21 protein-coding genes are annotated in these 24,907 nt (G+C 71.1%); 12 read left to right on the forward strand and 9 right to left on the reverse strand.

Annotated features, from left to right (window positions below):
• Positions 1-24: 24 nt before the first annotated feature.
• Both OIE49_RS16095 and OIE49_RS16100 read right to left on the reverse strand, forming a co-directional pair.
• Complete coding sequence (locus tag OIE49_RS16095; protein ID WP_326802922.1) at positions 25-1,941, reverse strand: MFS transporter; 1,917 nt, start codon at positions 1,939-1,941, stop codon at positions 25-27.
• A gap of 164 nt (positions 1,942-2,105) precedes the next feature.
• Positions 2,106-4,607, reverse strand: a complete 2,502-nt coding sequence (locus OIE49_RS16100) for a D-alanyl-D-alanine carboxypeptidase (protein WP_326802923.1) — start codon at positions 4,605-4,607, stop codon at positions 2,106-2,108.
• Between the two features lie 260 nt (positions 4,608-4,867).
• Between OIE49_RS16100 and OIE49_RS16105 the strand changes: the two genes are divergently transcribed.
• From OIE49_RS16105 to OIE49_RS16120, 4 genes are all read left to right on the forward strand, one after another.
• Positions 4,868-5,596, forward strand: a complete 729-nt coding sequence (locus OIE49_RS16105; RefSeq protein WP_326802924.1) for a GOLPH3/VPS74 family protein — start codon at positions 4,868-4,870, stop codon at positions 5,594-5,596.
• A 298-nt stretch (positions 5,597-5,894) separates the two neighbouring features.
• On the forward strand, positions 5,895-6,752 hold the full coding sequence (locus tag OIE49_RS16110; RefSeq protein WP_326802925.1) for a helix-turn-helix domain-containing protein: 858 nt from the start codon (positions 5,895-5,897) through the stop codon (positions 6,750-6,752).
• Between the two features lie 183 nt (positions 6,753-6,935).
• Positions 6,936-7,127: a DUF397 domain-containing protein gene (locus OIE49_RS16115; protein WP_326802926.1), complete on the forward strand. Its 192-nt coding sequence runs from the start codon at positions 6,936-6,938 to the stop codon at positions 7,125-7,127.
• A gap of 313 nt (positions 7,128-7,440) precedes the next feature.
• On the forward strand, positions 7,441-9,009 hold the full coding sequence (locus OIE49_RS16120) for a sodium:solute symporter family protein (RefSeq protein WP_326802927.1): 1,569 nt from the start codon (positions 7,441-7,443) through the stop codon (positions 9,007-9,009).
• Between the two features lie 19 nt (positions 9,010-9,028).
• On the opposite strand, the gene OIE49_RS16125 is transcribed toward OIE49_RS16120, so the two are convergent.
• From OIE49_RS16125 to OIE49_RS16145, 5 genes are all read right to left on the reverse strand, one after another.
• Positions 9,029-10,150 (reverse strand): ADP-ribosylglycohydrolase family protein, encoded by a 1,122-nt coding sequence (locus OIE49_RS16125; protein ID WP_326802928.1) that lies wholly within the window; start codon positions 10,148-10,150, stop codon positions 9,029-9,031.
• A gap of 129 nt (positions 10,151-10,279) precedes the next feature.
• Entirely contained in the window at positions 10,280-10,540 is a 261-nt protein-coding gene (locus tag OIE49_RS16130; protein WP_326802929.1) for a hypothetical protein, read from the reverse strand.
• The gene (locus OIE49_RS16135; RefSeq protein WP_326802930.1) at positions 10,537-10,842 is read right to left on the reverse strand and encodes a DUF6247 family protein; all 306 of its coding nucleotides are present in this window, start codon (positions 10,840-10,842) and stop codon (positions 10,537-10,539) included. The genes OIE49_RS16130 and OIE49_RS16135 overlap by 4 nt, the downstream gene beginning before the upstream one ends.
• A gap of 144 nt (positions 10,843-10,986) precedes the next feature.
• A complete protein-coding gene (locus OIE49_RS16140; protein WP_326802931.1) occupies positions 10,987-11,286 on the reverse strand; it encodes a hypothetical protein in 300 nt (99 codons plus the stop codon).
• A gap of 318 nt (positions 11,287-11,604) precedes the next feature.
• Complete coding sequence (locus OIE49_RS16145) at positions 11,605-12,039, reverse strand: ATP-binding protein (RefSeq protein ID WP_326802932.1); 435 nt, start codon at positions 12,037-12,039, stop codon at positions 11,605-11,607.
• 112 nt (positions 12,040-12,151) lie between these two features.
• On the opposite strand from OIE49_RS16145, the gene OIE49_RS16150 reads away from it, so the two are divergent.
• From OIE49_RS16150 to OIE49_RS16170, 5 genes are all read left to right on the forward strand, one after another.
• A complete protein-coding gene (locus OIE49_RS16150; protein ID WP_100568919.1) occupies positions 12,152-12,964 on the forward strand; it encodes a helix-turn-helix domain-containing protein in 813 nt (270 codons plus the stop codon).
• Positions 12,961-13,155 carry a DUF397 domain-containing protein gene (locus tag OIE49_RS16155; RefSeq protein WP_326802933.1) on the forward strand — a complete coding sequence of 65 codons (195 nt, stop codon included), beginning with the start codon at positions 12,961-12,963 and terminating at the stop codon, positions 13,153-13,155. Before OIE49_RS16150 ends, OIE49_RS16155 begins: the two co-directional genes overlap by 4 nt.
• Positions 13,156-13,235: 80 nt before the next feature.
• Entirely contained in the window at positions 13,236-13,889 is a 654-nt protein-coding gene (locus tag OIE49_RS16160) for a response regulator transcription factor (RefSeq protein ID WP_326802934.1), read from the forward strand.
• Complete coding sequence (locus tag OIE49_RS16165) at positions 13,880-15,148, forward strand: sensor histidine kinase (protein WP_326802935.1); 1,269 nt, start codon at positions 13,880-13,882, stop codon at positions 15,146-15,148. Before OIE49_RS16160 ends, OIE49_RS16165 begins: the two co-directional genes overlap by 10 nt.
• Before the next feature lie 38 nt (positions 15,149-15,186).
• Positions 15,187-16,461 carry a COG4705 family protein gene (locus tag OIE49_RS16170; protein WP_326802936.1) on the forward strand — a complete coding sequence of 425 codons (1,275 nt, stop codon included), beginning with the start codon at positions 15,187-15,189 and terminating at the stop codon, positions 16,459-16,461.
• An 82-nt stretch (positions 16,462-16,543) separates the two neighbouring features.
• Here OIE49_RS16170 and OIE49_RS16175 read toward each other — a convergent pair whose 3' ends face one another.
• Positions 16,544-17,116, reverse strand: a complete 573-nt coding sequence (locus tag OIE49_RS16175; protein WP_326802937.1) for a L,D-transpeptidase — start codon at positions 17,114-17,116, stop codon at positions 16,544-16,546.
• Between the two features lie 79 nt (positions 17,117-17,195).
• On the reverse strand, positions 17,196-19,781 hold the full coding sequence (locus OIE49_RS16180) for a bifunctional FO biosynthesis protein CofGH (RefSeq protein ID WP_326802938.1): 2,586 nt from the start codon (positions 19,779-19,781) through the stop codon (positions 17,196-17,198).
• A 98-nt stretch (positions 19,782-19,879) separates the two neighbouring features.
• On the opposite strand from OIE49_RS16180, the gene OIE49_RS16185 reads away from it, so the two are divergent.
• The 3 genes from OIE49_RS16185 to OIE49_RS16195 all read left to right on the forward strand — a co-directional run bounded on the left by OIE49_RS16185 (position 19,880) and on the right by OIE49_RS16195 (position 24,869).
• Entirely contained in the window at positions 19,880-21,352 is a 1,473-nt protein-coding gene (locus OIE49_RS16185) for a CehA/McbA family metallohydrolase (protein ID WP_401790511.1), read from the forward strand.
• A gap of 181 nt (positions 21,353-21,533) precedes the next feature.
• Positions 21,534-24,476, forward strand: a complete 2,943-nt coding sequence (locus tag OIE49_RS16190) for an AfsR/SARP family transcriptional regulator (RefSeq protein WP_326802939.1) — start codon at positions 21,534-21,536, stop codon at positions 24,474-24,476.
• A gap of 216 nt (positions 24,477-24,692) precedes the next feature.
• Positions 24,693-24,869: a hypothetical protein gene (locus OIE49_RS16195; RefSeq protein ID WP_326802940.1), complete on the forward strand. Its 177-nt coding sequence runs from the start codon at positions 24,693-24,695 to the stop codon at positions 24,867-24,869.
• Positions 24,870-24,907 lie beyond the last annotated feature (38 nt).

Here is a 24,907-nt window from a genome sequence, read left to right on the forward strand (position 1 = left end):
CAGGGCTCCCGGGCCGGCGGACGGTCACTTCTTCAGCTCGTCCGGGCACGGAGTGCCGCGCGGGAGCTGGTACGGCGCCGCCAGCCGGTACGTGCCCGGCTTCGGCGCGAGCAGCTCGGTCCACTTGTCGCCCTGGGCGTCCTGCTCCGTCTCCATGAGGCAGCCGTTGACGTTGTCGTACGTCTTCGGCTCGCCCTCGGCGCGATGCTTGGAGACGTCGGTCTCCTGGGGCGCCTTGAGGCTCTTGCCCTGGTCGTCGACGAGGCTCAGCCAGGGCGAGTACGGGATGCGGATGAGGATGCGGCCCGCCTTGCGTACCTGGAGGGTCATCTCGCCCTGCTCGGCGCGTTCGACGACCGCGTCCGGCTCGGCGAGCGGCGCCGGGTCGGTGACCTTGAACAGCTGCCAGTTGGCGTCGCCCCAGATCTGCTTCAGGTACGGCATGCCCTCCTGCACCAGCGCGCGTTCACGCTCGCCGCCGTTGCCGTCGACCTCGCCCTTGGGCAGCACCACGTAGTGCACCGCCCACCGCTGCAACCAGTCGTGGTAGTTCGCCGAGTTGAGCGTGTCGTCGTAGAAGAGCGGGTTGCGCTGCATGTCGGCCTGGCGGTTCCAGCCGCGGGCCAGGTTGACGTAGGGCGCCAGCGCGGAGGCCTCGCGGTGGGAGCGGGCGGGGACCACCTCGACGCGGCCCTTCTCCGCGCCCGCCCGCTGCAACTGGTTGACCAGGGGGGCCAGCTCACGCGCCCAGGAGGCGGCGGGAGTGGTGTTGACGGTGTCGTCGACCGACTTGAACCCTATCCAGCCGACGAAGCCGACGACGGCCACCACGATCGCGTACCAGGTGCGCGATCGCGGGACCGCGAACGGCAGCGCCGCCACCAGCACCACCCCCGCGAACAGCATGGCCAGCCGGGTGATGTTGGAGCCGATCTGGGAGCTGATCAGCCAGACCATGACGATCGCCAGGCCGTACACCGCGGACGTGATCCGGACCGTCTTCCAGTCCCGGGGGACGAGGACGACGGCGAGCACGGCGTAGATCAGCGGCAGGATCACCGAGGCGAACGCCATCGGCTGGGTGCCGGAGAAGGGGAACAGCCATGCCGACACGGCCACCACCGCGGCCGGGGCCAGGCCGAGCGCCCAGAAACCCGGGCGGCGCTTCTGGAAGAACAGCGCGACCGCGATCAGGCCCACGAACAGGCCCGCCACGGGCGAGGACATGGTGGCGAGCGCGGCCAGCGGGGCCGCGACCAGCGCCTTCGCCCAGCGTTTGAAGCGCCAGCGGTGCGGCCAGCAGAACACGGCAGCGACCGCGCCCAGCGCGAACATGGTCCCCAGGCCGTAGGTCACCCGGCCCGACATCGCGTTGCACAGCAGGCCGAAGACGCCGATCAGCGCGGCCCACAGGGGGTTCCTGACCGAGGGGCTGCGGATGAGGACCAGCATCAGCAGGCCCGCCGAGACGGTGCCCGCGATCATCATGGTCGTACGGACGCCGAGGAGGGACATCAGGTACGGCGACACCACGCTGTACGACACCGGGTGCATGCCGCCGTACCAGGCGAGGTTGTACGCCGAGTCGGGGTGCCGGCCGACGAACTCGGCCCAGGCGTCCTGCGCCGCGAGGTCGCCGCCGCTGTTGGCGAGCGTGAAGAACCAAATGACGTGCAGCAGGCCTGCCAGGGCGGTGACGGACAGTACGGGGTGCCGCAGCATCCGCTCCCGGACCGCCATGACCGCGGCCCGGACACGGGACCCTCCGCCGTCCTGTTCCCCGTTCCGGCCGCCTCCAGGGCCGTCCGCCGGGCCGTCCGCCGGGCCGTCCTGCCGACGGTGGTCGTCATTCGTGTCCGTCGCCGACGCGCCTATTCGCGGTCCCTCCCCCGGGCGGCCCGGATCGGCGTCGTCGGCGCGTGTCGGATCCGCTGTGGCCACCTGACGGCTCTCCCCGTGTCCTGTTCCCTGTTCGCGGCCGCGTCCCGCGACCGGCGACGTGTCCGTTTCGTGACGCTAGCACGCACCCCGCCGGGCCAGCTCCCGGGTGGGGCTGCCCGACGGGGTGGGCGGGGGCGGCGACGGCCGCCGGGATGACGCGGAGATCAGCCGACGCGGGTCAGCTTGGCCGGGAAGCCCGGCTCGGCGAGATCGTCCTGGAGGGCCACGGGCACCTGTACGGCGCTCTCGGCGCCCTCACCGACGGTGAGCATGCCCACCTCCGTGCCGGCCTTCGCGGTGTGCGGCAGCGCGTCCTTGGTGGTGAGGGACAGCTTCAGCCGCAGGCCGCCCCAGCCGACCGCGGTGACGTCCTTGGTGACGACGACCGGCGTGTGGCCGCCGAGCTGGTCGTCGACGTACCCGACGACGTCGCCCTTCTTCAGGATCTTCGCCGAGGTCGGCACCTTTTGGGCGGCGAGCAGCGCGGTCTTGCTGACCGAGTTGACCAGGTCGAGGATCGACTGTGCCTTGTACTGGGCCAGGATCGCGCCGACGATGGTCACCGTCCGGCCACCGACCTCCTTGCGGGCCGCGAAGAGCAGGTTGCCGCCGGCCGCGGTGGTGGAGCCGGTCTTGATGCCGATCGCGCCGATGGTGTACGGCAGCTGGTTGAAGTTGGTCCAGTACTTCCCGGTCGGGTCCGTCCAGCTCGCCGCGCTGGTGATGGCCACCATGGCCGGGATCCTCATGGCCGCGTTGCCGAGCTTCACCTGGTCCTCGGCGGTGGAGACGGTGGTCTTGTTCAGGCCCGAGGGGTCGGTGTACGTCGTGTTGGACATTCCGAGTTCCTTGGCGGTGGCGTTCATCTTCTTGACGAACTCCGCCTCGGAGCCGGCGTCCCAGCGGGCCAGCAGGCGCGCGATGTTGTTCGCGGAGGGGATCATGACGGCGGACAGGGCCTGCTTCTCGGTGAGGAAGCTGCCGGCCTTGACGTTGTCGAGCGTGGACTCGCCGTCCTTGTTGTAGCCGGCCTCCTTCTCGGCCGTCGGGTCGACCTCGATCTTCGGGCCTTCCTCGTCGACCTTCAGCGGGTGCTCGCGCAGGATGATGTACGCGGTCATGGTCTTGGCGACCGAGCCGATGGGGACCGGCTTCTGCTCGCCGAAGTGGTCCATCGTGCCGACGCCGTCGACGTCCATCCAGCCCTGGCCCTCGTCCGGCCAGGGCAGCTTCACCGGGTCGCCGTCGAAGGTGTAGGTGTCCTCGGCGGTCAGCGCGAGGCTGGTTTCCGGCAGCGTTCGCACGGACTGCACGACCGCAAAGACGATCACCAGGAGCAGGACCAGCGGGGTCCAGATCTTGACCCGGCGCACCGTGGTGCGCAGCGGGGTCTCCGGGGGCGGCGGAGTGTTCGTGAGCTCGGCCAGCAGGTCCAGCGGCGGCTTGGGCGGCAGCGGCTGCTGGGTGGTGCGCTCGGGGCCGAGCTGCGGGACGGCGACCCTGGGGTCCGCGGGCGCGGGCTTGGGCGCGGACGTCGGCGGCTGCGCGGGCGTCGGCGACTTCGGGAGCTGCGGCTTGCGGGCCGGCGGGGCGTCGTGCGGCTTGAGCGCGACGAACTTGCTGGTCCGCTCCGCCTCGGCCTCGGGGGCCTGCTTCTTGGCGCCGCCCAGCTTGAGCATGGTCGTGGGCTGGTCGACCTGGGGCTTGGCGGCACCGCCGAGCTTCAGCATGGTGGTGGGCTGGTCCACGGGCGGCTTCTCACCCGGACCCGCGTCACCCTCGGGCGCCTTGTCGTCCTCGGCGCGCTTGCCGTCGCCGGAGGGCTTGCCGTCGCCCTCGTCGCCGTCCCGGTCGTCGTCACCGGCCTCGGGGGCGTCGTCCTCGGCACGCTCGCCGGCGCCGTCCTCGGGCGCCTCGGCGTCCTCCTCGGGCTCAGCCACGGCCTTGGCACGCTCGGGGGCCTCGGACGCGGTCCCGGCCTCGGCCTCGGTATCGGCCTCGGCACGCTCGTCGTCGTCGTCGGAGGAAGCGTCGGCGTCCTCCGCGTCGGAAGCGTCCGCCGCGGCCTCGTCGGCGTCCTGGGGCTCAGCCTCGTCCTTGCCGCGCGCGGCGCCCTCGGGCTCCTCCGCGTCGCTCTCGGGCGCGGCCCCGGCCTTCGCAGGCTCGGGGTCGTCGGCGTCGTCGGAGTCGTCGGCGTCCTTCTTGGCCTCCGAAGCCTCCGCCTCCTCGGTGTCGTCCCCGGACGCGGCCTCCGCGTCCTTCCCGTCCGCGTCGGAGTCCACCCGCGCGGCCGCCGCAGCACGCAGGCGTGTGTCCCCCGCCCCGTCGGTCTCGTCGCCGTCGGCGGCGGCCTCGGAGGCCTCCTCCTCGCTCTCCGCGGCACCCTCGGTGTCATCCGCGTCGCCGGTGTCGTCGGCGTCGTCGTCGGTCTCCGACTTCGTCTTCACATCCCGTACCGAAAGCACCCGAGTGGCCGTGTCGACCCCGCCGCGCCCCTCGGAACCGCCGGACGCGCCGGACGCGCCGGCCTCGTCCGACTCCCCGGTCAACGCGATGCGCGGGTCGCCCGCCTCGTTCCTGGACTCGGGAACCGAGTCCGCGCTCCCCGACGTCGTTCGTGCCGACGACTCGCGCTGCTTCGACCTGTCGGGGGACTCGCCCGCCACCGATGCCTCCTCATGTGCCGCACGCCCAACGTGCCGCTACCGAACCGTGAATCACGATCTGAACCGCCACCCGGACGACGCAGCCGAACCGTTGGCCGTACCGCTGTCCGAACCATGTACCAGTGTCCTGTGTACGGGCCAAACCCACGCGGTAGACGAGAACGACATAGCTACCGGTTCCCTTACGAACCGGTCACGCACCCTCGACAGACCAATGTGAGAGGGGTCACCCTGTCTTTCATCCACGCGGGGAGGCATGGATGGGCAGGAGCCGCAGAACACTTCCGGAGGAGCTTCTGCTGCTGGCATTGGACCCGGCCACGGGTACCACTGCACAGCCGCAGTCGCTCGACCTGGGTCTGGCCGGAGCGCAGCTAGTGGAGCTGGCGCTGGCCGGACGGATAGCCCCAGACGGGGATCGTATCGCCGTGGTGGCGCCACGGCCGACAGGAGATCCAACTCTGGACTGCGCGTTGGAGTTGCTGCGAAGGCGCGGCGCTCCGGTTCGCGCCGTCCACTGGATCGGCGGGCCGCGTCTCGGGCTCCGCCAGACGTATCTCTCGCATCTGGAGCGGTGCGGCATGGTGCATGCCGTGGCCGGCCAGATGTGCGGGGTGCTGCCGACAACTCGCTACCAGGCGACGGACACCGAGATCAGCCGGGAGATCAGGGCCCGGCTGGACTCCGCGATCCGCACCGGCGTACCGCCGGACCCGCGGACCGCGGCGCTCGCCGCGCTGGCGCACGCGGTCGGCCTCGGCAAGCACCTGTACCCCGGCAACGAGGGACGGTCGTCACGGTCCCGGCTCAGGGACCTGATCCGGCACGACCCCATGGGCGGCCTCGTGGCGCACGCCGTGATGGACGTCCAGAACGGCGTGGGGGCACAGCCGCGCCGCGGGGCGGGCGCCAGGCCCGCGGCGGAACCCGCTCGCGGCGTTCCGATGCAGCCACGCCACGGCTCCATGGCCCGTGCCGTGGCCCACTGAGCCGCGCAGCACAGCGCCACACCGCACGACGCAGCACCGCAGAGCGACAACGCCGCACCGCAGTCCCCCGTCCCGGAACGACGGTCCGGGAGCCGCAGGTTCGACAGGAGCGGCGGGACCGTACACCTCGTACGCGTCCCGCCGCCCTCGCAGCCACGTCCGGGTGCACAGGGCGTTGCCGAACTGACGTGTACTCGCTGCATATCCGGCGTTTTCCAGCGGTAGTAAGCACCTTGGTGGCAATCTGCTCAGCAGCAGATACGCAAAGTAGAGGCATGCGGCCGGAGGTGCACGTCCCGTGGCGTCCAATGTCAATCCCACTGTCAGGCGACGCCGACTAGGCCAGGAGTTGCGCAAGCTGCGCGAGAACAAGGGCATGACGGCCGAGGAGGTGGCCGAGAGGCTGCTGGTGTCGCAGTCGAAGATCAGCCGCCTGGAGAACGGCCGGCGCAGCATCAGCCAGCGTGACGTCCGCGATCTGTGCGGGGTCTACGAGGTGGAGGACCACCGGATCGTCGACTCGCTCATGCAGATGGCCAAGGACTCGCGCCAGCAGGGCTGGTGGCACTCCTTCGGCGACATCCCCTACAGCGTCTACATCGGCCTGGAGACGGACGCGGCGAGCCTGCGGATCTACGACCCCCAGGTCGTTCCCGGACTGCTTCAGACCCGCCAGTACGCGGAGGCGCTCATCGCGGGCGCCCTGCCGGAGACGGCGCCCGCCGACATCGAGAAGCGGGTGCAGGTAAGAATGCGGCGGCAGGAACGAATCTCCGCCGCGGAGAACCCGTTGCGACTGTGGACGGTCCTGGACGAGGCCGCCCTGCGCCGGGTCGTCGGCAGCCCCGCCCTGATGCGGGAGCAGTTGGAGCACCTGGTCGAGCAGACCCGGCTGCCGCACGTGACCGTGCAGGTCATCCCCTTCGAGATGGGCGCGCACCCGGGCCTCAACGGGCAGTACGCGATCCTGGAGTTCCCGGACACGGCGGACTCCAGCGTCGTCTACATCGAGGGCGTCACCAGCGACTTGTACCTGGAGAAGGCGAACGACGTACAGAAGTACAGCGTGATGTACGAGCACCTGCGGGCGCAGGCGCTGAACGTGGAGCAGTCACGGCAGTTCATCGCGAATATCGCCAAGGAACACACGCATTGAGTGCCGCAGCTTGAAGGTGCCGCACGGTACACCTTCACCAGGCCAAAGCGGAAGACTCCATTGGAATATGCCATCCGTAAGGATGAATAGTCCCTTCGGACCCGGAGTGCGGCGGGTAGCGTCGATCACGCCATCGATCAACAACGGTGGCGCAATCCACTCCACTCGCAATCCGGAGCAGAAATGGCAATTCGTCAGGGCGCCAGGGAGACGTGGACCAAGTCCTCGTACTCCACGGGCAACGGCGCGTGCGTCGAAGTCAAGTCACCGGTGGTCGCGGCCATGGCGGTCCGGGACTCCAAGGTCTCCTCGGGACCGGTGCTCGACTTCCACGCCGCCGCATGGAACACGTTCGTGACGTCGCTCAAGGCTTGAGAAGACAACCGCACGACAACTGCAACAAGCACCAGCTGATGAGCCCTCTCGACGAGTTCGCCGTCCTTGCCGAGGGGGCTCCGCTGTGCCCGGACGCCGACCCCGTCCGATTTCATTCACGTACATGAACCAAGGTCAGCAAGGCGAACATCTTTGCCCGCTCTTGACCTGACGCTTGCTTGTCGTGCCCGCGCCATCGAACCCACGATGAGCGGGCGCTTCGCGACCTTCCTCGCCCCTACCCCGTTCAGGCGAAGTGCCAGCCAGCTGAGCGGAGTTCACAAGGCGGACCTTGGAAGGGAGCCATGAACCCATGAACAGTCTCGACTGGGCCGTACTCATCGGCTACTTCGGTGTCATGGTGGCCATCGGCGTCTGGTCCCACCGGCGCGTCGACGACGTCAGCGACTTCTTCACCGCGGGCGGCAAGATGCCCTGGTGGCTGTCGGGCATCTCGCACCACATGTCGGGCTACAGCGCGGTGATGTTCACCGGTTACGCCGGCATCGCCTACACCTACGGTGTCACGTCCTTCGTCACCTGGTCCTTCCCCATCGCGCTCGGCATCGCCATCGGGTCGAGGCTGTTCGCCCCGCGGATCAACCGGCTGCGGTCCCGGCTGCACGTGGCCTCGCCGCTCGAATACCTGAAGAACCGCTACAACCTGCCCACCCAGCAGGCCCTCGCCTGGTCCGGGATGCTGCTGAAGGTCGTGGACGTGGCCTCCAAGTGGGCCGCCATCGCCACCCTGCTGTCCGTGTTCACGGGCATGTCCCTCAACCACGGCATCCTGATCACCGGCGTGATCACCGCCTTCTACTGCACCATCGGCGGTCTGTGGGCCGACGCCCTCACCGAACTGGGCCAGTTCGTCATCCAGCTCCTGGCCGGCATCACCATGTTCGTGGCCGTGGTCGCCGAACTCGGCCCACACGGCGGCTTCTTCGGCGTCTGGGACGACCCGGCGCTGCACGGCCACGCCAAGCCGCTGGTCGGCCCGTACGGGACGGTGTTCCTGCTCGCGTTCCTCTTCATCAAGCTGTTCGAGTACAACGGCGGAATGCTCAACCAGGCGCAGCGGTACATGGCCACGGCGTCCGCCCGTGAGGCCGCCCGCTCCGCGCGGCTCTCCGCCGTCCTGTGGCTGGTCTGGCCGCTCGTCCTGTTCTTCCCGATGTGGATGTCGCCGCTGCTGGTCCACGCGCAGAAGCCGGACGGCTCCGACTCCTACGCCCTGATGACCGAGCAGTTGCTGCCCCACGGCCTGCTGGGGCTGGTGATCGTCGGCTTCTTCTCGCACACGATGGCCATGTGCTCCTCCGACGCCAACGCCATCGCGGCCGTCTTCACCCGGGACATCGCGCCCGTCGTCTCCGCGCGGGCGCGGGCCTGGAACCAGCGCAGCGGGCTGGTCGCCGCCCGGCTGACCACGGTGGTCTTCCTCGCGCTGTCCATGGCGGTGGCCACGCAGGTCAACTCGCCGACCTTCAAGGACATCATCACCGTCGTCATCAAGTGGGTCGCCGGTCTCATGGGACCGATCGCCATCCCGATGATGCTGGGCCTGCTCCGCCCGTTCCGCCGCTCCGGTCCGACGGCGGCGCTCACCAGTTGGGCGGCGGGCCTGCTGGCCTTCTGGCTGGTGAACTACCCGATCAACTGGAACGTCGACGGCGGAGTGCCGTTGCAGTACCAGGTGTCGGTACCGCTCGCCGTCTCGCTGGTCCTCTACATCGGCATCGGGTTCGTCAAGCCGGAGGACACACCCGAACGCCTCGCGGTCATCGAGAAGGTCAACACGGACGGGGACGGGGACCTGGCGGCGGCCGCGGTACCGGCTCCGGCGGGCGCGGGCGACGACGTGGTGGGGAAGCAGCCGTAGCGGCGCGCGGCCCGTGCGGCTACCGGGTCCCGCGCGGATAGCGTGCCAGCCACGCCGGGGAGGATCCGGTGGGCCCGTGCAGCGCGGGTCCCTGGGTCATCTCCATCGCGAAGTCGTCCGCCAGGACCAGCAGAGTGGGACGGCCCTCCAGCTCGGCCAGCCAGGCCGGCGGGAGGGCCGTCTCTCCGTACAGGGCGCCGAGCAGCCCGCCGGTGAGGGCACCGGCCGCGCCGGAGGACCCGCTGTGGTTCACCGCCAGGCACAGCCCGTGGCGTACGTCCTCGCTCACCAGCGCGCAGTAGACGGCCACGGCGAGCAGGCCCGCCGCCGTCCCCTGCCCCGCCAGTTCCTCCACCCGGTCCGGGGTCGGCATGCCCTGCCGTACCGCGCCCAGCGCGTGCTGCAGGGCCTCCGACACCGGCTGGTGCCCGTGGCGTGCGGCGAGCAGCGCCAGCGCCTTCTGCACGGCGCCGTCGAGGTCGTCGCCGCGGGCGAGGGCGTGCACGATCACCGCGTAGGCGCCGGCGGCGAGGCAGGCGGTGGGGTGCCCGTGGGTCTGCGCCGCGCACTCGACGGCGAGCTGCGTGACGAGCTGCGGCTCCCAGCCGACGAGAAGCCCGAAGGGCGCCGACCTGGCGACCGCCTCCGGACCGGCCTCGGCGGGGTTCTTGGGCGCCTCCAGGGTGCCCATGGTGTCGTCGCCGAACCCGATCAGCAGCGGCCGGCTCGGACCGCGCCGGGCGTACAGCCACTCCTCACGAGCCAGCCAGCCGTCCTCCTCGCGCCGCTCGTCCGGTCCCCAGTCCCGCTGGGTGGCGGCCCAGCGCAGGTACGCGCGGTGCAGATCGGTGGGCGGGTGCCAGGCCCCGGTGTCGCGGCGGACCTGCGCGCGGATGAGCCCGTCGACGGAGAACAGGGTGAGCTGCGTGACGTGTGTGACGGCACCGCGGCGGCCGTGGGCGGGCACGAGCTCCCGGAGCCCCTCGGGTCCGTGGGCCTGCCTGATCGCTCCGAGGCCCAGGCAGTCCACCGGCGCGCCGAGCGCGTCCCCCAGGGCCACCCCGAGCAGCGTCCCCCGCACCCGACTCCGGAAGTCCTGCTGCTCGCCACGCCCCCAGAGACCCCCGGACGTCGCACCCACGCTGAGACCTCCCCGGCAGTTACCCGTCCGTACGCCCAACAGTTCAGCACAGTAATCGAACAGGGACGGTCAGTTGAGGAGACGGAAAGGTGGGAAATTCGTGATGGGTGCGGTCCAGAAAGATCGTTCTCAGCCGTACCAGGTCACATTGCACACGTAGACGCACTCGTGGCGGGGCACGGACAGAAAGCTGACGAACCCGCGGCCACCGAGGATGTCGAATTCACGCAGACCGCCTTCCCGGTCAAAGGGCCTGCCGATCTTCACCGAGTCATGGCCGAGCGCCGCCAGTTCGGTGACGATCCGCTCCACCTCGGCGACCACACCCGGCGGTAGCCCATCCGTGACGTACTCGGCATCGGGGTTGTAGTCCCACGCCCAGTCAGTCACAGCCCGGCCTCCGCCTCGGCCGCCTCTCGGATGGTGCGGATCTCGGCGATGGCCTGAGCCGGATCCTGTTCTCCCGCGTCCACAATCCGTTCCAGCTCACGCAGCCGGGCGGCCCGCTCCGGGTGCCGTTCGATCGCCACGAACACCGCCCAGGAGTGCACGAAGGCCCTCAGCGGCGCGAGGCTCTGCGTCTGCTGCGCGTTCGTCGTGGCTTCGAACAGGTGCTGTGTGAGGACGGGAACCCTGCTCGGAGCGATGCGCGCGACCGCCGCCCGCAGCGCGACCGGTGTGAGCTCTGGCATGGGGATCAGCGGTCCGTAAGGGCCATCGGTCTGAGCGCTCACGGTGACCTCCGGTACTGGTGCGTCGGTCCTCGTACGGTACCGGTGTGGCCGGTGGCACGACGCGGGGACAGTGCTTGGCATCCGGCTCATCTCCGGGGCTTCCTAGGCGGCCGCGGCGGATGGGCGGCAGTTGTACGAGGTCGTCCGGGTCGTCATTCGGCCCGATTGAAGACGCTCCTTGGCGCGTGAGAGGTAGCCGTGTTCCTCCAGCTCCCGCAGGGCCGCGGCGATGCGGATCTCCCCCTCGGGGAACTTCCCGGCCAGCGTCTTGATCCCGATGGGGGTGCCCTTCGGCAGCGACTGGATGTGCACAGCCAGGCCGATCGCCGTCAGGGACAACTCGGCGTGCTGGGCCAAGTGGTTGCCGACCACCGTGAAGTTCTCGTGATGCGGTTCGTTCATGTGGATGACGCCGCCGGAATGGCCGGACTTGGCGCGTGCGGGCGCGTTAGGGTGCTGATCAGTCATCGGAAAGCGGCTGCTTCCTTCCAGTCATCGGGGAGGCGGCCCTTCCCGATGATCAGGCCCTCGCTGTGGGATGGCAGTCCCCGCGAGGGCCGATGCATGTGTGCGGTCGGTGGAACAGACGCTGCACCACGATCACCTCGCCACGCCAGCCGAGCGGGGCATATTCACTCCGCCGGGTGATGGACGGGGGCGGTGGGGGCGGGTTCGGTTCTTTCCCCGGTTCTTTGGTCTTTTGCGTCGGGCGCCGCCGGGTCACCGGTCTCCGCGACGCGGTGCGAGTTCGGCCCAGACCGTCTTGCCGTGGGCGGGTGCCTCGGTGACGCCCCAGCGGTCGGCGAGCGCGGCCACGAGCAGCAGGCCACGCCCCGACTCCGCGTCCGCCGCCACCGGGTCCGCGATCCTCGGGAGCCGGTCACCGCGCGCGTCGGTCACCTCGATGCGGAGGGTGCCGTCCCCGTGCAGCTTCATCGCCAGCCGGAAGTCCCGCCCCCTGACCCGCCCGTGGAACGCCGCGTTCGCCGCCAGCTCCGCCACGATCTGCACCGCGTCCGCCAAGCCCACTCCCCAGTCGTCCAGTTGGCGTTCCGCCAGCAGGCGGGCCAGTCGCGCACCTCTGCGCGTCGCGGAGAGCTGCACGGCGAAATGGGCCGACGGAGCAGCGATCGATAGGGGGAATTTCTTACTCATGTCACCCAGAGTCGTCATCCATCCCTACGCTGAACAGCCATCACCACGGTACGCAACGTGACTGTACGCACGCAGGGCGGAGTCGTCCGGCTCGTACGTCGGGAGGGATGACATGGAGGACGAAGAGGCCGAGGCCGTACTCAGGACGGTCGGCCGGCAGATCAAGATGTGGCGCGAGGCCGCCGGGCTCAAGCAGGGAGAACTCGGCGCCGCCATCGGGTACGGCGACGAGATGGTCTCCTCGGTCGAACGCGGACGCCGCATCCCCAAGCCCGACTTCCTCGACAAGGCCGACGAGGTGCTCGGCGCGGGCGGGAAGCTCTCCGTGATGAAGGCGGACGTGGAGCGGGCCCGGTACCCGAAGAAGGTACGGGACTTGGCGAAGTTGGAGGGCGAGGCCGTCGAGCTGGGCGCCTACGACAATCAGCAGATCCACGGCCTGTTGCAGACTCCGGCGTACGCCCAAGCGCTGTATGCGATGCGTCGCCCCGCGTACACGGAGGACGAGATCGAGCGCCACGTCGCCGCGCGTATGGCACGCAAGGCCGTGTTCGAGCGAGTGCCCCGGCCGCTCATCACCTTTGTCCAGGAGGAGGTGACGCTACGGCGGCCGATCGGCGGCAGAATGGTTCTGCGACAGCAACTCGAACGCCTGCTGGAAATCGGGCAGTTGCGGCATGTCTCGGTCCAGGTGATGCCCACGGACCGTGAGGACCACGCGGGCATGGCGGGACCGCTGCGGCTCCTGAAGCTCCGGGACGGCAAGACGCTGGGGCACTGGGAGGCCCAGTTGCACAGCCGGGTGATCAGCGACCCGAGAGAGGCCCAGATCCTCGACATGCGCTATGGAATGATCCGTGCGCAGGCCCTCTCGCCTCGGGAGTCGCTGTCCTTCATCGAGAAGATTCTGGGAGAAGAGACATGACCACCACGCTCAACTGGTTCAAGAGCAGCTACAGCAGCAACGACGGCCCCGACTGTGTCGAGGTCGCCATAGCCACCCCCGCCCCCTCCCCCACCACCGTCCACGTCCGTGACACAAAGGACCGGGACGGTGCGCGGCTCGTGTTCGGGGGTGCGTCCTGGAGCGCGTTCCTGGACGGTGTCGCCCCGTAACGTCGGAACGGCAGCGCACTCCTACCGGCCGCTGACCAGGGAAGATGGAGAACTGGGCCGGGAGTATCTAGGGTCGGCACGTGGCTTTCATCATGGTATGCGAAGACGACGCGGCGGTCCGCGGCGTACTCAAGCGCGCCCTGGAGCACGACGGCCACACCGTCTCCGTCGCCGCCACGGCCGACAGCCTGCTGCGGCAGCTCGCACCGGCGCCCCATCTGGTCGTCCTGGATCTCGGGCTCCCGGACGCCGACGGCCGCGACGTCTGCCTGGCCCTCCGGGCGCGCGGCGTCGACACGCCGGTGTTGATGCTCACCGCCCTGGACGGCCTGCATCACAAGGTGGGCGGCTTCGAGGCCGGCGCCGACGACTACATGACCAAACCCTTCGACATCCCGGAACTGCTGGTCCGCGTCCGAGCGCTGCTGCGCCGGGCCACCGTGGCGCCCGCACCGCGCGAGGTCGTCCTCGATCCGGCGAAGCACGTGGTGACCTACGACTCGGTGAGCGAGAGCCTGACCCCGACCGAGTTCCGGCTGCTGGGCCGCCTGATCGCCTCGCAGGGCGACGCGGTACGCCGCCACGCCCTCATCGCCGCCGGCTGGCCGCACGGAGCGCAGGTCAGCGACAACACCCTCGACTCCTTCGTGCGCCGGCTGCGGACCAAGCTCGGTCCGCTGGGGGTGGCCGAGCGTCTGGCGACCGTCCGCGGCGTGGGCTACCGATGGCAGTGACGGGATTCCGCAGGAGGGTCGTCGCGCTCACTGTGCTGATCGCCACCGCCGTGGTCGCGATCCTGGTCGTGGTCTCGCACGTGCTGCTGAGCGGGGTGACGGACGCCGACGCGCACGATCTGGCGCGTACCCGCGCCGAGGCGGTCGCGGCGAACGTCACCGCCGTGGGCGGCCGTGTCGTGCTGACGGAGAACAGCAGTGAGGCGCTGGACGAGGTCGCCTGGGTGTATGCCGACGGCCACCTGATCGACGGGAACGTACCGGCGGGCATGGTCGAGCGCGTCGAGGCGCTGGCAGGCTCACGGCGATCGCAGACCGCCGCCGTCGACAACTACCTCCTGTACGCGCGGAAGGTCCCGGTCGACGGCCACAACGTCATGGTGATCGTCCGGGTGGACCTCACGCCCTACGAGACATCCGAGCAGCACAGCCTGACCTTGTCGCTGATCCTGGGCGGCCTCGCGATCCTCCTCGCCGGCGTTGTCGCGCACCTCGTGGTGCGCCGCGCGCTGCGGGTCGTGCACGAGATGGCCGCGCTCGCCGACGACTGGAGCCATCACGAACCCGGGCGCCGCTTCGACCTCGGGGTCCCCCGCGACGAGTTCGGGGAACTGGGGCGGACCCTGGACCACCTCCTGGAGCGCGTGGACAACGCGCTGGCGGACGAGCGCCGGCTCACTGATGAGATCGCCCACGAGCTGCGGACACCGCTCACGGTCCTGCGGGGCGAGGCGCAGCTTGCGCAGCTGTCCGGCGAGCCGGTGACGCCGGAGGCGGTGCTGAGCGAGGTCGACCGCCTCGATGCGGCGATCACGACGATTCTGCGCGCCGCGCGCGCACAGGGAGACGCCGGGACCCGGTGCGATCTGCGCTCCGCCGCCCGGCAGGCGATCGCCGGCCGCGCGGTCGAGGTCGACTTTCCCGCGAAGGCCGAGGTCGCCGTGGCGGCCGACGTCACCGTGTCGCTGTTGTCGCCCCTGCTGGAGAACGGCCTGCGGCATGCGCGGTCGCGTGTGTGGATCACCGCGCGCGTCCAGGGTGAGGCAATCGTGGTCGATGTCCTGGACGACGGCCCCGGGTTCGATTCCGCGGAGGTCGACCGGGTCTTCGAAGCGGGTGTGACCGGCGTCGGCGGGTACGGGCTGGGGCTGCCGGTGGTCCGGCGCATCGCCGCCTCGGCCGGTGTGGAGGTCCGCGCGATCGCGGACGGCCGCGGTCACGTCGAGGTGACGCTCCCGGCCGCGCGTGCGGCCACGTAGTCAGGTTGTGTGCAGGTTCCCCGCGTCAACCTCCCCGCATGACAACGACGACGGAAGCACGCACGCGCAGCGGGCGGCTCATGCTCAACAAGGTCCCCGAGGTCACCATCTGGTTCTGGGTGATCAAGGTCCTGTGCACGACGGTCGGTGAGAGCTTCGCCGACTGGATCAACACCCAGCTGGGCGTCGGGCTGGTGAACACGGCCTGGATCTTCACCGCGGTCCTGGTGGTGGTCCTGGCCGTCCAGCTGTGGCTGAAGCGGTACGTCCCGTTCCCCTACTGGCTGACCGTGGTCGTTGTCAGCGTGACGGGCACCTTGTACACCGACATCCTGACCGACCGGCTGAACGTGCCGCTGTGGATCAGTTCCGCGGTCTTCTCGGTGCTGCTCGCGGTGGTCTTCGGCGTGTGGTGGCTGCGTGAGCGCACGCTGTCGATCCACTCGGTCACCACGTTCTCGCGGGAGTCGTTCTACTGGCTGACCGTCCTGGTCACCTTCGCGCTCGGCACCGCGACCGGCGACTGGACTCTGGAGCTGACCGGCTGGAGCCCGGGCGTCTCGGTGTTGCTGCCGCTCGGCCTCATCGCGGCGATCACCATGCTGCGGAGGTTCGGCGCGAACCCGGTGCTGTCCTTCTGGCTCGCCTACATCCTGACCCGCCCGCTGGGCGCGAACATCGGCGACTGGCTCGCCTCCCCCAAGGTCGCCGAGAGCCCGGGCGAGCCGACCGGTCTCGCGCTGGGCACGTTCACCACCAGCCTGATCTTCCTCGGCCTGATCCTGGCGACGGTTGTCTACCTGACGGTGACGCGCTCGGATGTGACCGAGACCTTCGAGGCGGCCCACGCCGCACGGGTCACCGGCGACCCGCGCAAGGAGCGCGTCGCGCTGGCCGGCTTCGGACTACTGGCCGTCGCCACCGCGGCCCTGCTGGTCTGGGCCCACGGTCAGCCGCACGTCGGCCCGGCGCCGGAGACCGACACCACCTCCGCCGTCCAGTTGCCTCCCGGTCAGGCGGTGAAGCACTTCCCGCCCGCGAAGGTCGGCGCGCTGCGGACCCTCGCGTCCACCTCGCTCAAGGACGCACGCTCGGGGGACGCGGCCGGGGCCCATGCGGCCGCCCAGTCGCTGCGTGACCTGTGGGATGCCGACCAGGCCTCGCTGGAGCCGCTGGACGAAACCGGCTGGACCTCCGTCGACGCCCAGATGGACAAAGTGCTCAAGACCTTCGGCATCGACCACTCGAACCCGCCGATGTCGCCGGCACAGCAGGAGAGCGAACTGAAAGCCCTCCTGGCGGACCTGGGCTGACGGACCGCACAGCGCCCGGCCACCGCACCGGCCGACGGGCTCAGTGTGCCGGGCCGCGCCGTGAACCGCGCCGGTCGAAGCTCTAGTTGACGACCTCGACCCTCGTGCCCGGGTCCGCGAAGGCCCACAGGGCCGTGCCGTCGGGCTTGCCCATGCGGATGCCGCCCGTCTTGGCGTCGGCGGCGGCCGGTGGGGGTGAGGCACCGTCCACGGCGTTGCTGAAGGCGATGAAGACGCCGGACTTGCCCGCGAAGTACATGATGTGCTCGATCTGGACGCCGTCCGAGCCGGTCGTCGAGGGGACGCGCTGGGAGATCACGTAGGCGCCCGGGTCGGGGCTCACCGTGCCCGGCCAGACCGGGAAGGTGCGGGTGGGTTTGTCGCTCTCGTCGACCAGCCACACCCGCTTCTGGGCGAGGGCGTAGACGATCCGGTGGCCCACGCCCGAGTCGGCCGGGACGGCAGGCGGAGCCGACGGCTTGGGCTTGGGTTTGGCGGAGGGGCTCGCGCTCGCCGAGGACACGGGTCGGTGGTCGGCGGCCGGGGCCGTGGGGTGGGCACCCTGGTCGGCCTTCGCCGCCAGTACGGCCACCGCCGCGACCGCGCCCACGGTCAGGCCGCTGACCCAGACCCACGAAGGTATTCGGGCCGCCATGGGCACGCATCTCCTCGGTGCTACTCGACCCCTCCGACGGGGGTCGGATCATCGTACTGCGAGCTGCGTCTTACTCGGTTCAGTCCAGGACCGGCAGCAGGTCCGGGAGGTGGCCGTCCGACGCGGCCGCGGCCTGCCGCCTTTCCTCCGGGACCTCGCCGTAGAGCGTGGTCCTCGGCTTCGCCGGGCGTCCGGCCGCCGCCGCCACCGCGACCAGGTCCTTGACGGACTTGTAGGAGCCGTAGGAGGAGCCCGCCATGCGGGAGATCGTCTCCTCCATCAGCGTGCCGCCGAGGTCGTTCGCGCCGGAGCGGAGCATTTCGGCGGCGCCCGCCTCGCCCAGCTTCACCCAGCTCGTCTGGATGTTGGGGATCCAGGGGTGCAGCAGGAGCCGCGCCATCGCCGTCACCGCGCGGTTGTCCCGTACGGAGGGGCCGGGCCTGGCGATGCCCGCCAGGTACACGGGGGCGTTGGTGTGGATGAAGGGGAGCGTCACGAACTCGGTGAAGCCGCCGGTCCGCTGCTGGATGCGGGCCAGGGTGCGCAGGTGACCGAGCCAGTGGCGGGGTTGGTCCACGTGGCCGTACATCATCGTCGACGAGGACCGGATGCCCAGTTCGTGGGCGGTCGTCACGACCTCGATCCAGGTGGCGGTGGGCAGCTTGCCCTTGGTCAGGACCCAGCGGACCTCGTCGTCGAGGATCTCGGCCGCCGTGCCGGGGATGCTGTCCAGGCCCGCCGCCCTGGCCTCGGTCAGCCACTCGCGGATGGACAGGCCGGTGCGGGTGGCGCCGTTGACGACCTCCATCGGGGAGAAGGCGTGCACGTGCATGCCGGGGACGCGTTCCTTCACCGCGCGCGCGATGTCGAAGTAGGCCGTGCCCGGCAGGTCGGGGTGGATGCCGCCCTGCATGCAGACCTCCACCGCGCCGACGTCCCAGGCCTGCTGGGCCCGGTCGGCGACCTGGCCGAGGGACAGGGTGTAGGCGTCCGCGTCGGTGCGGCGCTGGGCGAAGGCGCAGAAGCGGCAGCCGGTGTAGCAGACGTTGGTGAAGTTGATGTTCCGCGTGACGATGTACGTGACGTCCTCGCCCACCACGGACTTGCGGACGTCGTCGGCGATCCTGCACAGCGCGTCCAGGGCCGGGCCGTCCGCGTGCAGCAGCGCCAGGGCCTCGTCGTCGGTGAGCCTCGTCGGGTCGTCGGCGGCCGTGCGCAGGGCCTGCCGTACGTCGGTGTCGACGCGTTCCGGGGCCATGCCGGGGGCGGCCGCCTCGCGCAGGGCTCCCCAGTCGCCGTACACCTCGTCGAAGTCGCCCCGGCGGTCGGCGGTGCGGCCGTCGGTGTCGATGGTGCGGTGCAGGTCGGTGCGGCCGGTGGCGGTGAAGGCCTCGTCGGGCTCCTGCCAGGGACGGCCCTCGACCACCGCGTCCGGGCGGGCCAGGCCCGTCTCGGGGTCGGCCAGGGCACGAACGTGCGGCAGCAGCCGCGGGTCGAGCCAGGGTTCGCCGCGGGTGACGAACTCCGGGTACACGCAGAGCCGTTCGCGCAGTTCGAAGCCCGCCGCGGCCGACTTCTCGGCGAGCTGCTCGATCCGGGGCCAGGGGCGTTCGGGGTTGACGTGGTCGACGGTGAGCGGGGAGACGCCGCCCCAGTCGTCGATGCCGGCGCCGATGAGCCGTTCGTACTCGGCGTCGACCAGATTGGGCGGGGCCTGGAGGCAGGCGGAGGGGCCCATGATGTGCCGGGCGACGGCCACTGTGGCGACCAGCTCGTCGAGTTCGGCGTCGGGCATGCCGCGCATGGCCGTGTCCGGCTTGGCGCGGAAGTTCTGGATGATCAGTTCCTGGATGCCGTGGTGGGCGCGGGCGACCTTGCGCAGGGCGAACAGGGACTCCGCGCGTTCCTCGTACGTCTCGCCGATGCCGATCAGGATCCCGGAGGTGAAGGGGACGGAGGAACGGCCGGCGTCCTCAAGGACCCGCAGCCGCACGGCCGGTTCCTTGTCCGGGGAGCCGTGGTGGGGGCCGCCCGGCTCGGACCACAGCCGGCGCGCGGTCGTCTCCAGCATCATGCCCATCGAGGGGGCGACGGGCTTGAGGCGCTGGAAGTCCGTCCAGGTCATGACGCCCGGGTTGAGGTGCGGCAGCAGGCCGGTCTCCTCCAGGATGCGGATGGAGACGGCGCGTACGTAGGCGATGGTGTCGTCGTAGCCGTGCGCGTCGAGCCACTCGCGCGCTTCCGGCCAACGGTCCTCCGGCTTGTCGCCGAGGGTGATCAGGGCTTCCTTGCAGCCGAGTTCGGCGCCTCGGCGGGCGATGTCGAGGACCTCGTCGGGGGACATGAACATCCCGTGCCCGGCGCGGCGCAGCTTGCCCGGCACGGTGACGAACGTGCAGTAGTGGCACTTGTCGCGGCACAGCCGGGTCAGCGGGATGAAGACGCTCTTGGAGTAGGTGATGACGCCGGGACGGCCGGCGGCCTCCAGACCGGCGTCCCGCACCCGGGCCGCGGAGGCGGCGAGGTCCCGGAGGTGCTCGCCCCGCGCCTGGAGCAGCACCGCCGCCTCGGCGACATCGAGCGCGACCCCGTCCCGGGCACGTTTGAGCGCACGACGCAGCGAGTTCTCGGTGGGACCGGTTCCGGAGAGCACGGAAGTCGTCATCCTTCGAGCATACGGTCGCGGTCACCAGGGCCGATCAAGGAAGGACCGGCCGGTGGCGCCGGTGGTCCGGCCGTGGACCCGGACGGCGCACTCCCGTCGTGACGGTCGCCTCCGTGGCGCCTACGTTGGGAAGCGTGACCTTCGCGAGGGGCGCGGACGGCGGGCAGGTGACCCGGACGATCCGGGGGACGCTGGCGCCGGGTGCGGCCGACTACGTGTACGTTCCCGTCGACGTTCCGGACGGGGTGCGGGAGATCAAGGTCTCGTACACCTACGACAGGCCGGCCGTTCCCGCGGGCACGCCCGGCAACGCGCTGGACATCGGCATCTTCGACCAGCGCGGCATCGAGCCGGGCGGCGAGGGCTTCCGTGGCTGGTCGGGCGGGGCGCGTACGGAGTTCTTCGTCCGCGCGGACGACGCGACACCCGGGTACATCGCGGGGCCGGTCGGCGCCGGTGTCTGGCACATCGTGCTCGGGCCCTACACGGTCGCCCCGCGGGGCCTGTCGTACACGCTCGACGTCACCCTGACCCACGGCGCCCCGGGCACGGCCGTAGCGCCCGTGTACCCGCCGCAGTGGGCCAGGGGGCGGGGGCGGGCCTGGTACCGGGGGGACTGCCACCTGCACTCCTGGCATTCCGACGGGCGCCGCACCCCCGCCGAGATCGCCGCGCGGGCCAGGGCGGCCGGCCTCGACTTCATCAACAGCTCGGACCACAACACCCATGCCTCGCACGCGCACTGGGCCGACCACGCGGGCGACGACCTGCTGATCATGCTGGGCGAGGAGGTGACGACGAGGAACGGCCACGTCCTCGCCCTCGGCACCGACCCGGGCACCTTCGTCGACTGGCGCTACCGGGCGCGGGAGGGCCGCTTCGGCCGCTTCGCCCGCGAGATCCGCCGCGCGGGCGGCCTGGTCGTGCCCGCCCACCCGCACGCCACCTGCGTCGGCTGCGCCTGGAAGTTCGGCTTCGGCGAGGCGGACGCGGTGGAGGTGTGGAACGGCCCCTTCACCCCGGACGACGAGATGGCGGTGGCCGCGTGGGACGCCACGCTCGTGGCGGCGGCACGGGAGGACCGGCGCTGGCTGCCCGCGATGGGCAGCAGCGACGCGCACCGGCCGCCGGACTCCGTGGGCCTGCCCCAGACGGTCGTCCTGGCCGACGACCTCACCCGGGATGCCGTCCAGGACGGCATCCGCGCGGGCCGCTCGTACGTCGCCGAGTCCCGGCGCGTGTCGCTCGCCTTCACCGCGACGGGCGCCGGGGGCGAGCGGGCGGGCATCGGGGAGCGGCTGCGGGTGGCCCCGGACACCCCGGTGACGGTCCGCCTCGAAGCCTCCGGCGTACCGCGCTGCACGGTCCGCCTCGTGACCGACCAGGGGGTGCTGCTCACCAGCGACCCGTTCCCCGTGCCGGGCTCGGGGGCCGTCGAGTGGCGCACGACCCCGGCGTACGCGGCGTACGTACGGGCCGAGGTGCGCCATGAGACGGCGGTGGGGCCGCTGCCCGGGGTGATGGCGGCGCTCACGAACCCGATCTTTCTGGGCGCGGGCGGACACGTCTGACCGGCGGACGGCGCCCGCTCGCCCGGCCGTCGGGGCCAAGAGCGTGCGGAGAGGATGTGTGGGCCTTGTGTCGTGGGATGTGCGTGGCTGTGATCGCCGTCTCGGGAGCTGACGCATCTGCCGTGAACAAGGCAAACTGGCCTTGCTTGTTGACGGTTCGACAGGGGGCCAGGGGGCAGCGATGGAAGGTGTACCGCGAGTACCTGAGCAGCGGTGTCCCGAGCAATCGGCGACGCTGCGCTTCAGCGTGCTCGGTCCGGTGCGCGCCTGGCGCGGAGAGCAGCCTCTGCCCACCGGTTCCCCGCAGCAACGCGCCCTGCTGGCGGCGCTGCTGCTGCGCGAGGGGCGCACCGCGACCGCGGCCGAGCTGATCGACGCGCTGTGGGGCGAGGAGCCGCCGTCGCAGGCGCTGGCGGCGGTGCGGACGTACGCCTCCCGGCTGCGCAAGGCGCTGGACCCCGGGGTGCTGGTCAGCGAGTCCGGCGGATACGCCGTGCGCGGGGCGGGCGAGGGCGCGCTCGACCTGGCCGAGGCGCAGGAGCTCGCGGCCCTCGCCGACAAGACCCGGTCGGCCGGGGACCTGTGCCAGGCGCGCGAGCTGCTGCGGCGGGCGCTCGCCCTGTGGGACGGGGAGCCGCTGGCCGGGGTGCCCGGTCCCTACGCGGAGGCACAGCGGGTGCGCCTGGAGGAATGGCGACTGCAACTCCTCGAGTCCTGCCTGGACATGGACCTGGAACAGGGCTGCCACGCGGAGGCCGTCTCGGAGCTGACGGCGCTGACGGCGGCCCACCCGCTGCGGGAACGGCTGCGCGAGCTGCTGATGCTGGCGCTGTACCGCAGCGGCCGGCAGGCGGAGGCGCTGGCGGTGTACGCCGACACCAGACGCCTCCTGGCCGACGAGCTGGGCGTGGACCCCCGCCCGGAACTGCGTGAACTGCAACAGCGCATCCTCCAGGCCGACCCGGCCCTCGCCGAGCCGTCCTCGCCGGTGGCCGAACCGGCGGTGGTCGCCGTACGCCCCGCGCAACTCCCGGCGACCGTACCGGACTTCACGGGCCGCAGCTCCTTCGTGGCCGAGCTGAGCGAGGTGCTGGCCTCGGCCGACGGGCGTGTGATGGCCGTGTCGGCGGTGGCCGGGATCGGCGGCGTGGGCAAGACGACGCTCGCCGTCCACGTGGCCCACCAGGCGCGGGCCGCTTTCCCGGACGGCCAGTTGTACGTGGACCTCCAGGGCGCCGGTGCCAGAGCGGCCGAGCCGGAGACCGTCCTCGGCTCCTTCCTGCGCGCCCTCGGCACCGCGGACTCCGCGATCCCGGACTCCCTGGAGGAACGCGCGGCCCTGTACCGCTCGGTGCTCGACGGCCGCCGGGTCCTCGTCCTGCTGGACAACGCGCGGGACGCGGCCCAGATCAGGCCGCTGCTGCCGGGGACGGAGGGCTGCGCGGCCCTGATCACGTCCCGGGTGCGGATGGTGGACCTGGCGGGCGCGCACCTGGTGGACCTGGACGTGATGAGCCCCGACGAGGCGCTGTCCCTGTTCACGAGGATCGTGGGCGAGGAGCGGGTGGCGGGCGAGCGCGAGGCGGCCCTCGACGTGGTCGCCGCCTGCGGTTTCCTGCCCCTGGCCATCCGTATCGCGGCGTCCCGGCTGGCGGCGCGCAGGACCTGGACGGTGTCGGTCCTGGCGGCGAAACTCGGTGACGAGCGGCGGCGGTTGGACGAGCTCCAGGCGGGCGACCTGGCGGTGAAGGCGACGTTCGAGCTGGGCTACGGGCAGCTGGAGCCCGCGCAGGCCCGCGCGTTCCGCCTCCTGGGCCTGGCCGACGGCCCGGACATGTCCCTGGACGCGGCGGCCGCCGTACTGGACCTGCCGGCGGACGACACCGAGGACCTGCTGGAGTCCCTGGTCGACACCTCGCTCCTGGAGTCGGCGGCCCCCGGCCGTTACCGCTTCCACGACCTGGTCCGCCTCTACGCCCGCGCCTGCGCGGAACGCGACGAACACCCGCCGGGCGAGCGCGCGGCTGCGATGTCGCGGCTGCTGGACTTCTACCTGGCGACGGCGGCCCGGGTCTTCGCCATCGACCGGCCCGGAGACATGCTGGTGGACCACTTGGAGGAGCCCCGCTACGCCGGACTGGACTTCGCGGACCGTCGCGCCGCGCAGGACTGGCTCTACTGCGAGGCGGTCCCGCTCCTGGCCTGCGTACGGCAGTCGTCCGGCGCCGCCACACTCCGCCGCGCTGTCGACCTGCTGTGGGCCGCGGTCGATCTCGCGGAGTCGGGGGCGAACTCCAGGGAGTACGAGGCGACCGCGGCGGCACTGCGCGATGCGGCCCGCGCCGCGTCGGACGGCCGGGCGGAGGGGCGGGCCATCCTGGTCCTCGCCAACGCGCGCCACTGGTCGGGCCACTTCGACCGGGCCGACCAGGAGGCGCGGCAGGCACTCGCGCTGTCGGAGGCCGCGGACGATCCGCTGCCCTGCTGCTGGGCGGTGAACATCCTGGGGGCGTTCGCCTTCTACCAGAGCCGGTTCGCGGAGGCCGAGGAGTACCTGGAGCGAGCCATCCGCGACTTCCGCGCCTGCGACGACCTCGCCGGCGCGGCGGCCGCGTTGTGCAACCTGTCCCGTCTGCACCTGGAGACGGAGCGCGCCGAGAGCGCCGCGCGCCTCGCACGGCAGGGCGTGGAGATGTACGAGCGACTCGGGCACTCGCTCAAGGTCGCGAACGGCCACTACGCCCTCGGGATGGCCCTCGGCAAGAACGGTCAAGTGGCCGACGCCGCCGCCCATCTCGGTGCGGCGCTCCAGGTGTTCCGCACCAGTCGTCAGCGCCTGTGGGAGGGCATGGCCCTCTTCCGGCTCGCGGAGGTCGATCTCCTCGCCCAGCATCCCGCGCAGGCCGCCGCCAACGCCGAGATGGCACTCGCCGCGCTGCGGGGCATCGGCGGCGACTGGCGCCGCGGCAACGTCCTCACCGTGCTCGGCACGGCCCTGAGCGGGCTGGGCCAGTCCGGGAGGGCCCGGGTGTGCTGGCAGGAGGCACTGGAGATCTACGAGCGGCTACGCTCCCCCGAGGTCGCGGAGGTGCGCGCGCTGCTGGCCCCTGCCGCCGTGGCGTGACGCCGCGGCCGAGGCGTTCATCATTCGTTTATCGCGGCCCGGCATCCTCTTCCTTGTCGGTTTCGTCGCGTCGGGGGGCAGACGAATCGCCGGTGAGGTCGCCGCACTCGTCATCCGGAGCGGGCGACTCGAAGGGGCCCGTCCGGCCACCCACGGGGGAGTGACCGGCGGGCCCCCAACCACCTCGAACGGCACACAGCAACGGGAGACAGCAGCATGAGCGAGACCAGCAAGGACAAGCCGGTCGTCAAGCCGGCCAACACGCACATCACCGACGCCGAGGCCGGCACCGAGGTCAAGCCGCTCAACACGCACATCACCGACGTCGAGAAGGTGGATGACGGCGGCACGGCCAAGCCGGACAACACGCACATCACGTCCAACCCGAGCTAGAACGCCCTCTCACACGGGGATCGGCCGCGGTGGCACCG

It is taken from the genome of Streptomyces sp. NBC_01788 (assembly GCF_035917575.1).
In the GTDB taxonomy this organism is placed as follows: Bacteria; Actinomycetota; Actinomycetes; order Streptomycetales; family Streptomycetaceae; genus Streptomyces.

Coding starts and splice junctions, on each gene's coding strand:
- OIE49_RS16105 (WP_326802924.1), top strand. CDS start 4,868: ATGGGCAGGAGCCGCAGAACACTTCCGGAGGAGCTTCTGCTGCTGGCA.
- OIE49_RS16115 (WP_326802926.1), top strand. CDS start 6,936: ATGGCAATTCGTCAGGGCGCCAGGGAGACGTGGACCAAGTCCTCGTAC.
- OIE49_RS16120 (WP_326802927.1), top strand. CDS start 7,441: ATGAACAGTCTCGACTGGGCCGTACTCATCGGCTACTTCGGTGTCATG.
- OIE49_RS16135 (WP_326802930.1), bottom strand. CDS start 10,842: ATGCCAGAGCTCACACCGGTCGCGCTGCGGGCGGCGGTCGCGCGCATC.
- OIE49_RS16140 (WP_326802931.1), bottom strand. CDS start 11,286: ATGAACGAACCGCATCACGAGAACTTCACGGTGGTCGGCAACCACTTG.
- OIE49_RS16145 (WP_326802932.1), bottom strand. CDS start 12,039: ATGAGTAAGAAATTCCCCCTATCGATCGCTGCTCCGTCGGCCCATTTC.
- OIE49_RS16150 (WP_100568919.1), top strand. CDS start 12,152: ATGGAGGACGAAGAGGCCGAGGCCGTACTCAGGACGGTCGGCCGGCAG.
- OIE49_RS16155 (WP_326802933.1), top strand. CDS start 12,961: ATGACCACCACGCTCAACTGGTTCAAGAGCAGCTACAGCAGCAACGAC.
- OIE49_RS16165 (WP_326802935.1), top strand. CDS start 13,880: ATGGCAGTGACGGGATTCCGCAGGAGGGTCGTCGCGCTCACTGTGCTG.
- OIE49_RS16170 (WP_326802936.1), top strand. CDS start 15,187: ATGACAACGACGACGGAAGCACGCACGCGCAGCGGGCGGCTCATGCTC.
- OIE49_RS16175 (WP_326802937.1), bottom strand. CDS start 17,116: ATGGCGGCCCGAATACCTTCGTGGGTCTGGGTCAGCGGCCTGACCGTG.
- OIE49_RS16180 (WP_326802938.1), bottom strand. CDS start 19,781: ATGACGACTTCCGTGCTCTCCGGAACCGGTCCCACCGAGAACTCGCTG.
- OIE49_RS16190 (WP_326802939.1), top strand. CDS start 21,534: ATGGAAGGTGTACCGCGAGTACCTGAGCAGCGGTGTCCCGAGCAATCG.
- OIE49_RS16195 (WP_326802940.1), top strand. CDS start 24,693: ATGAGCGAGACCAGCAAGGACAAGCCGGTCGTCAAGCCGGCCAACACG.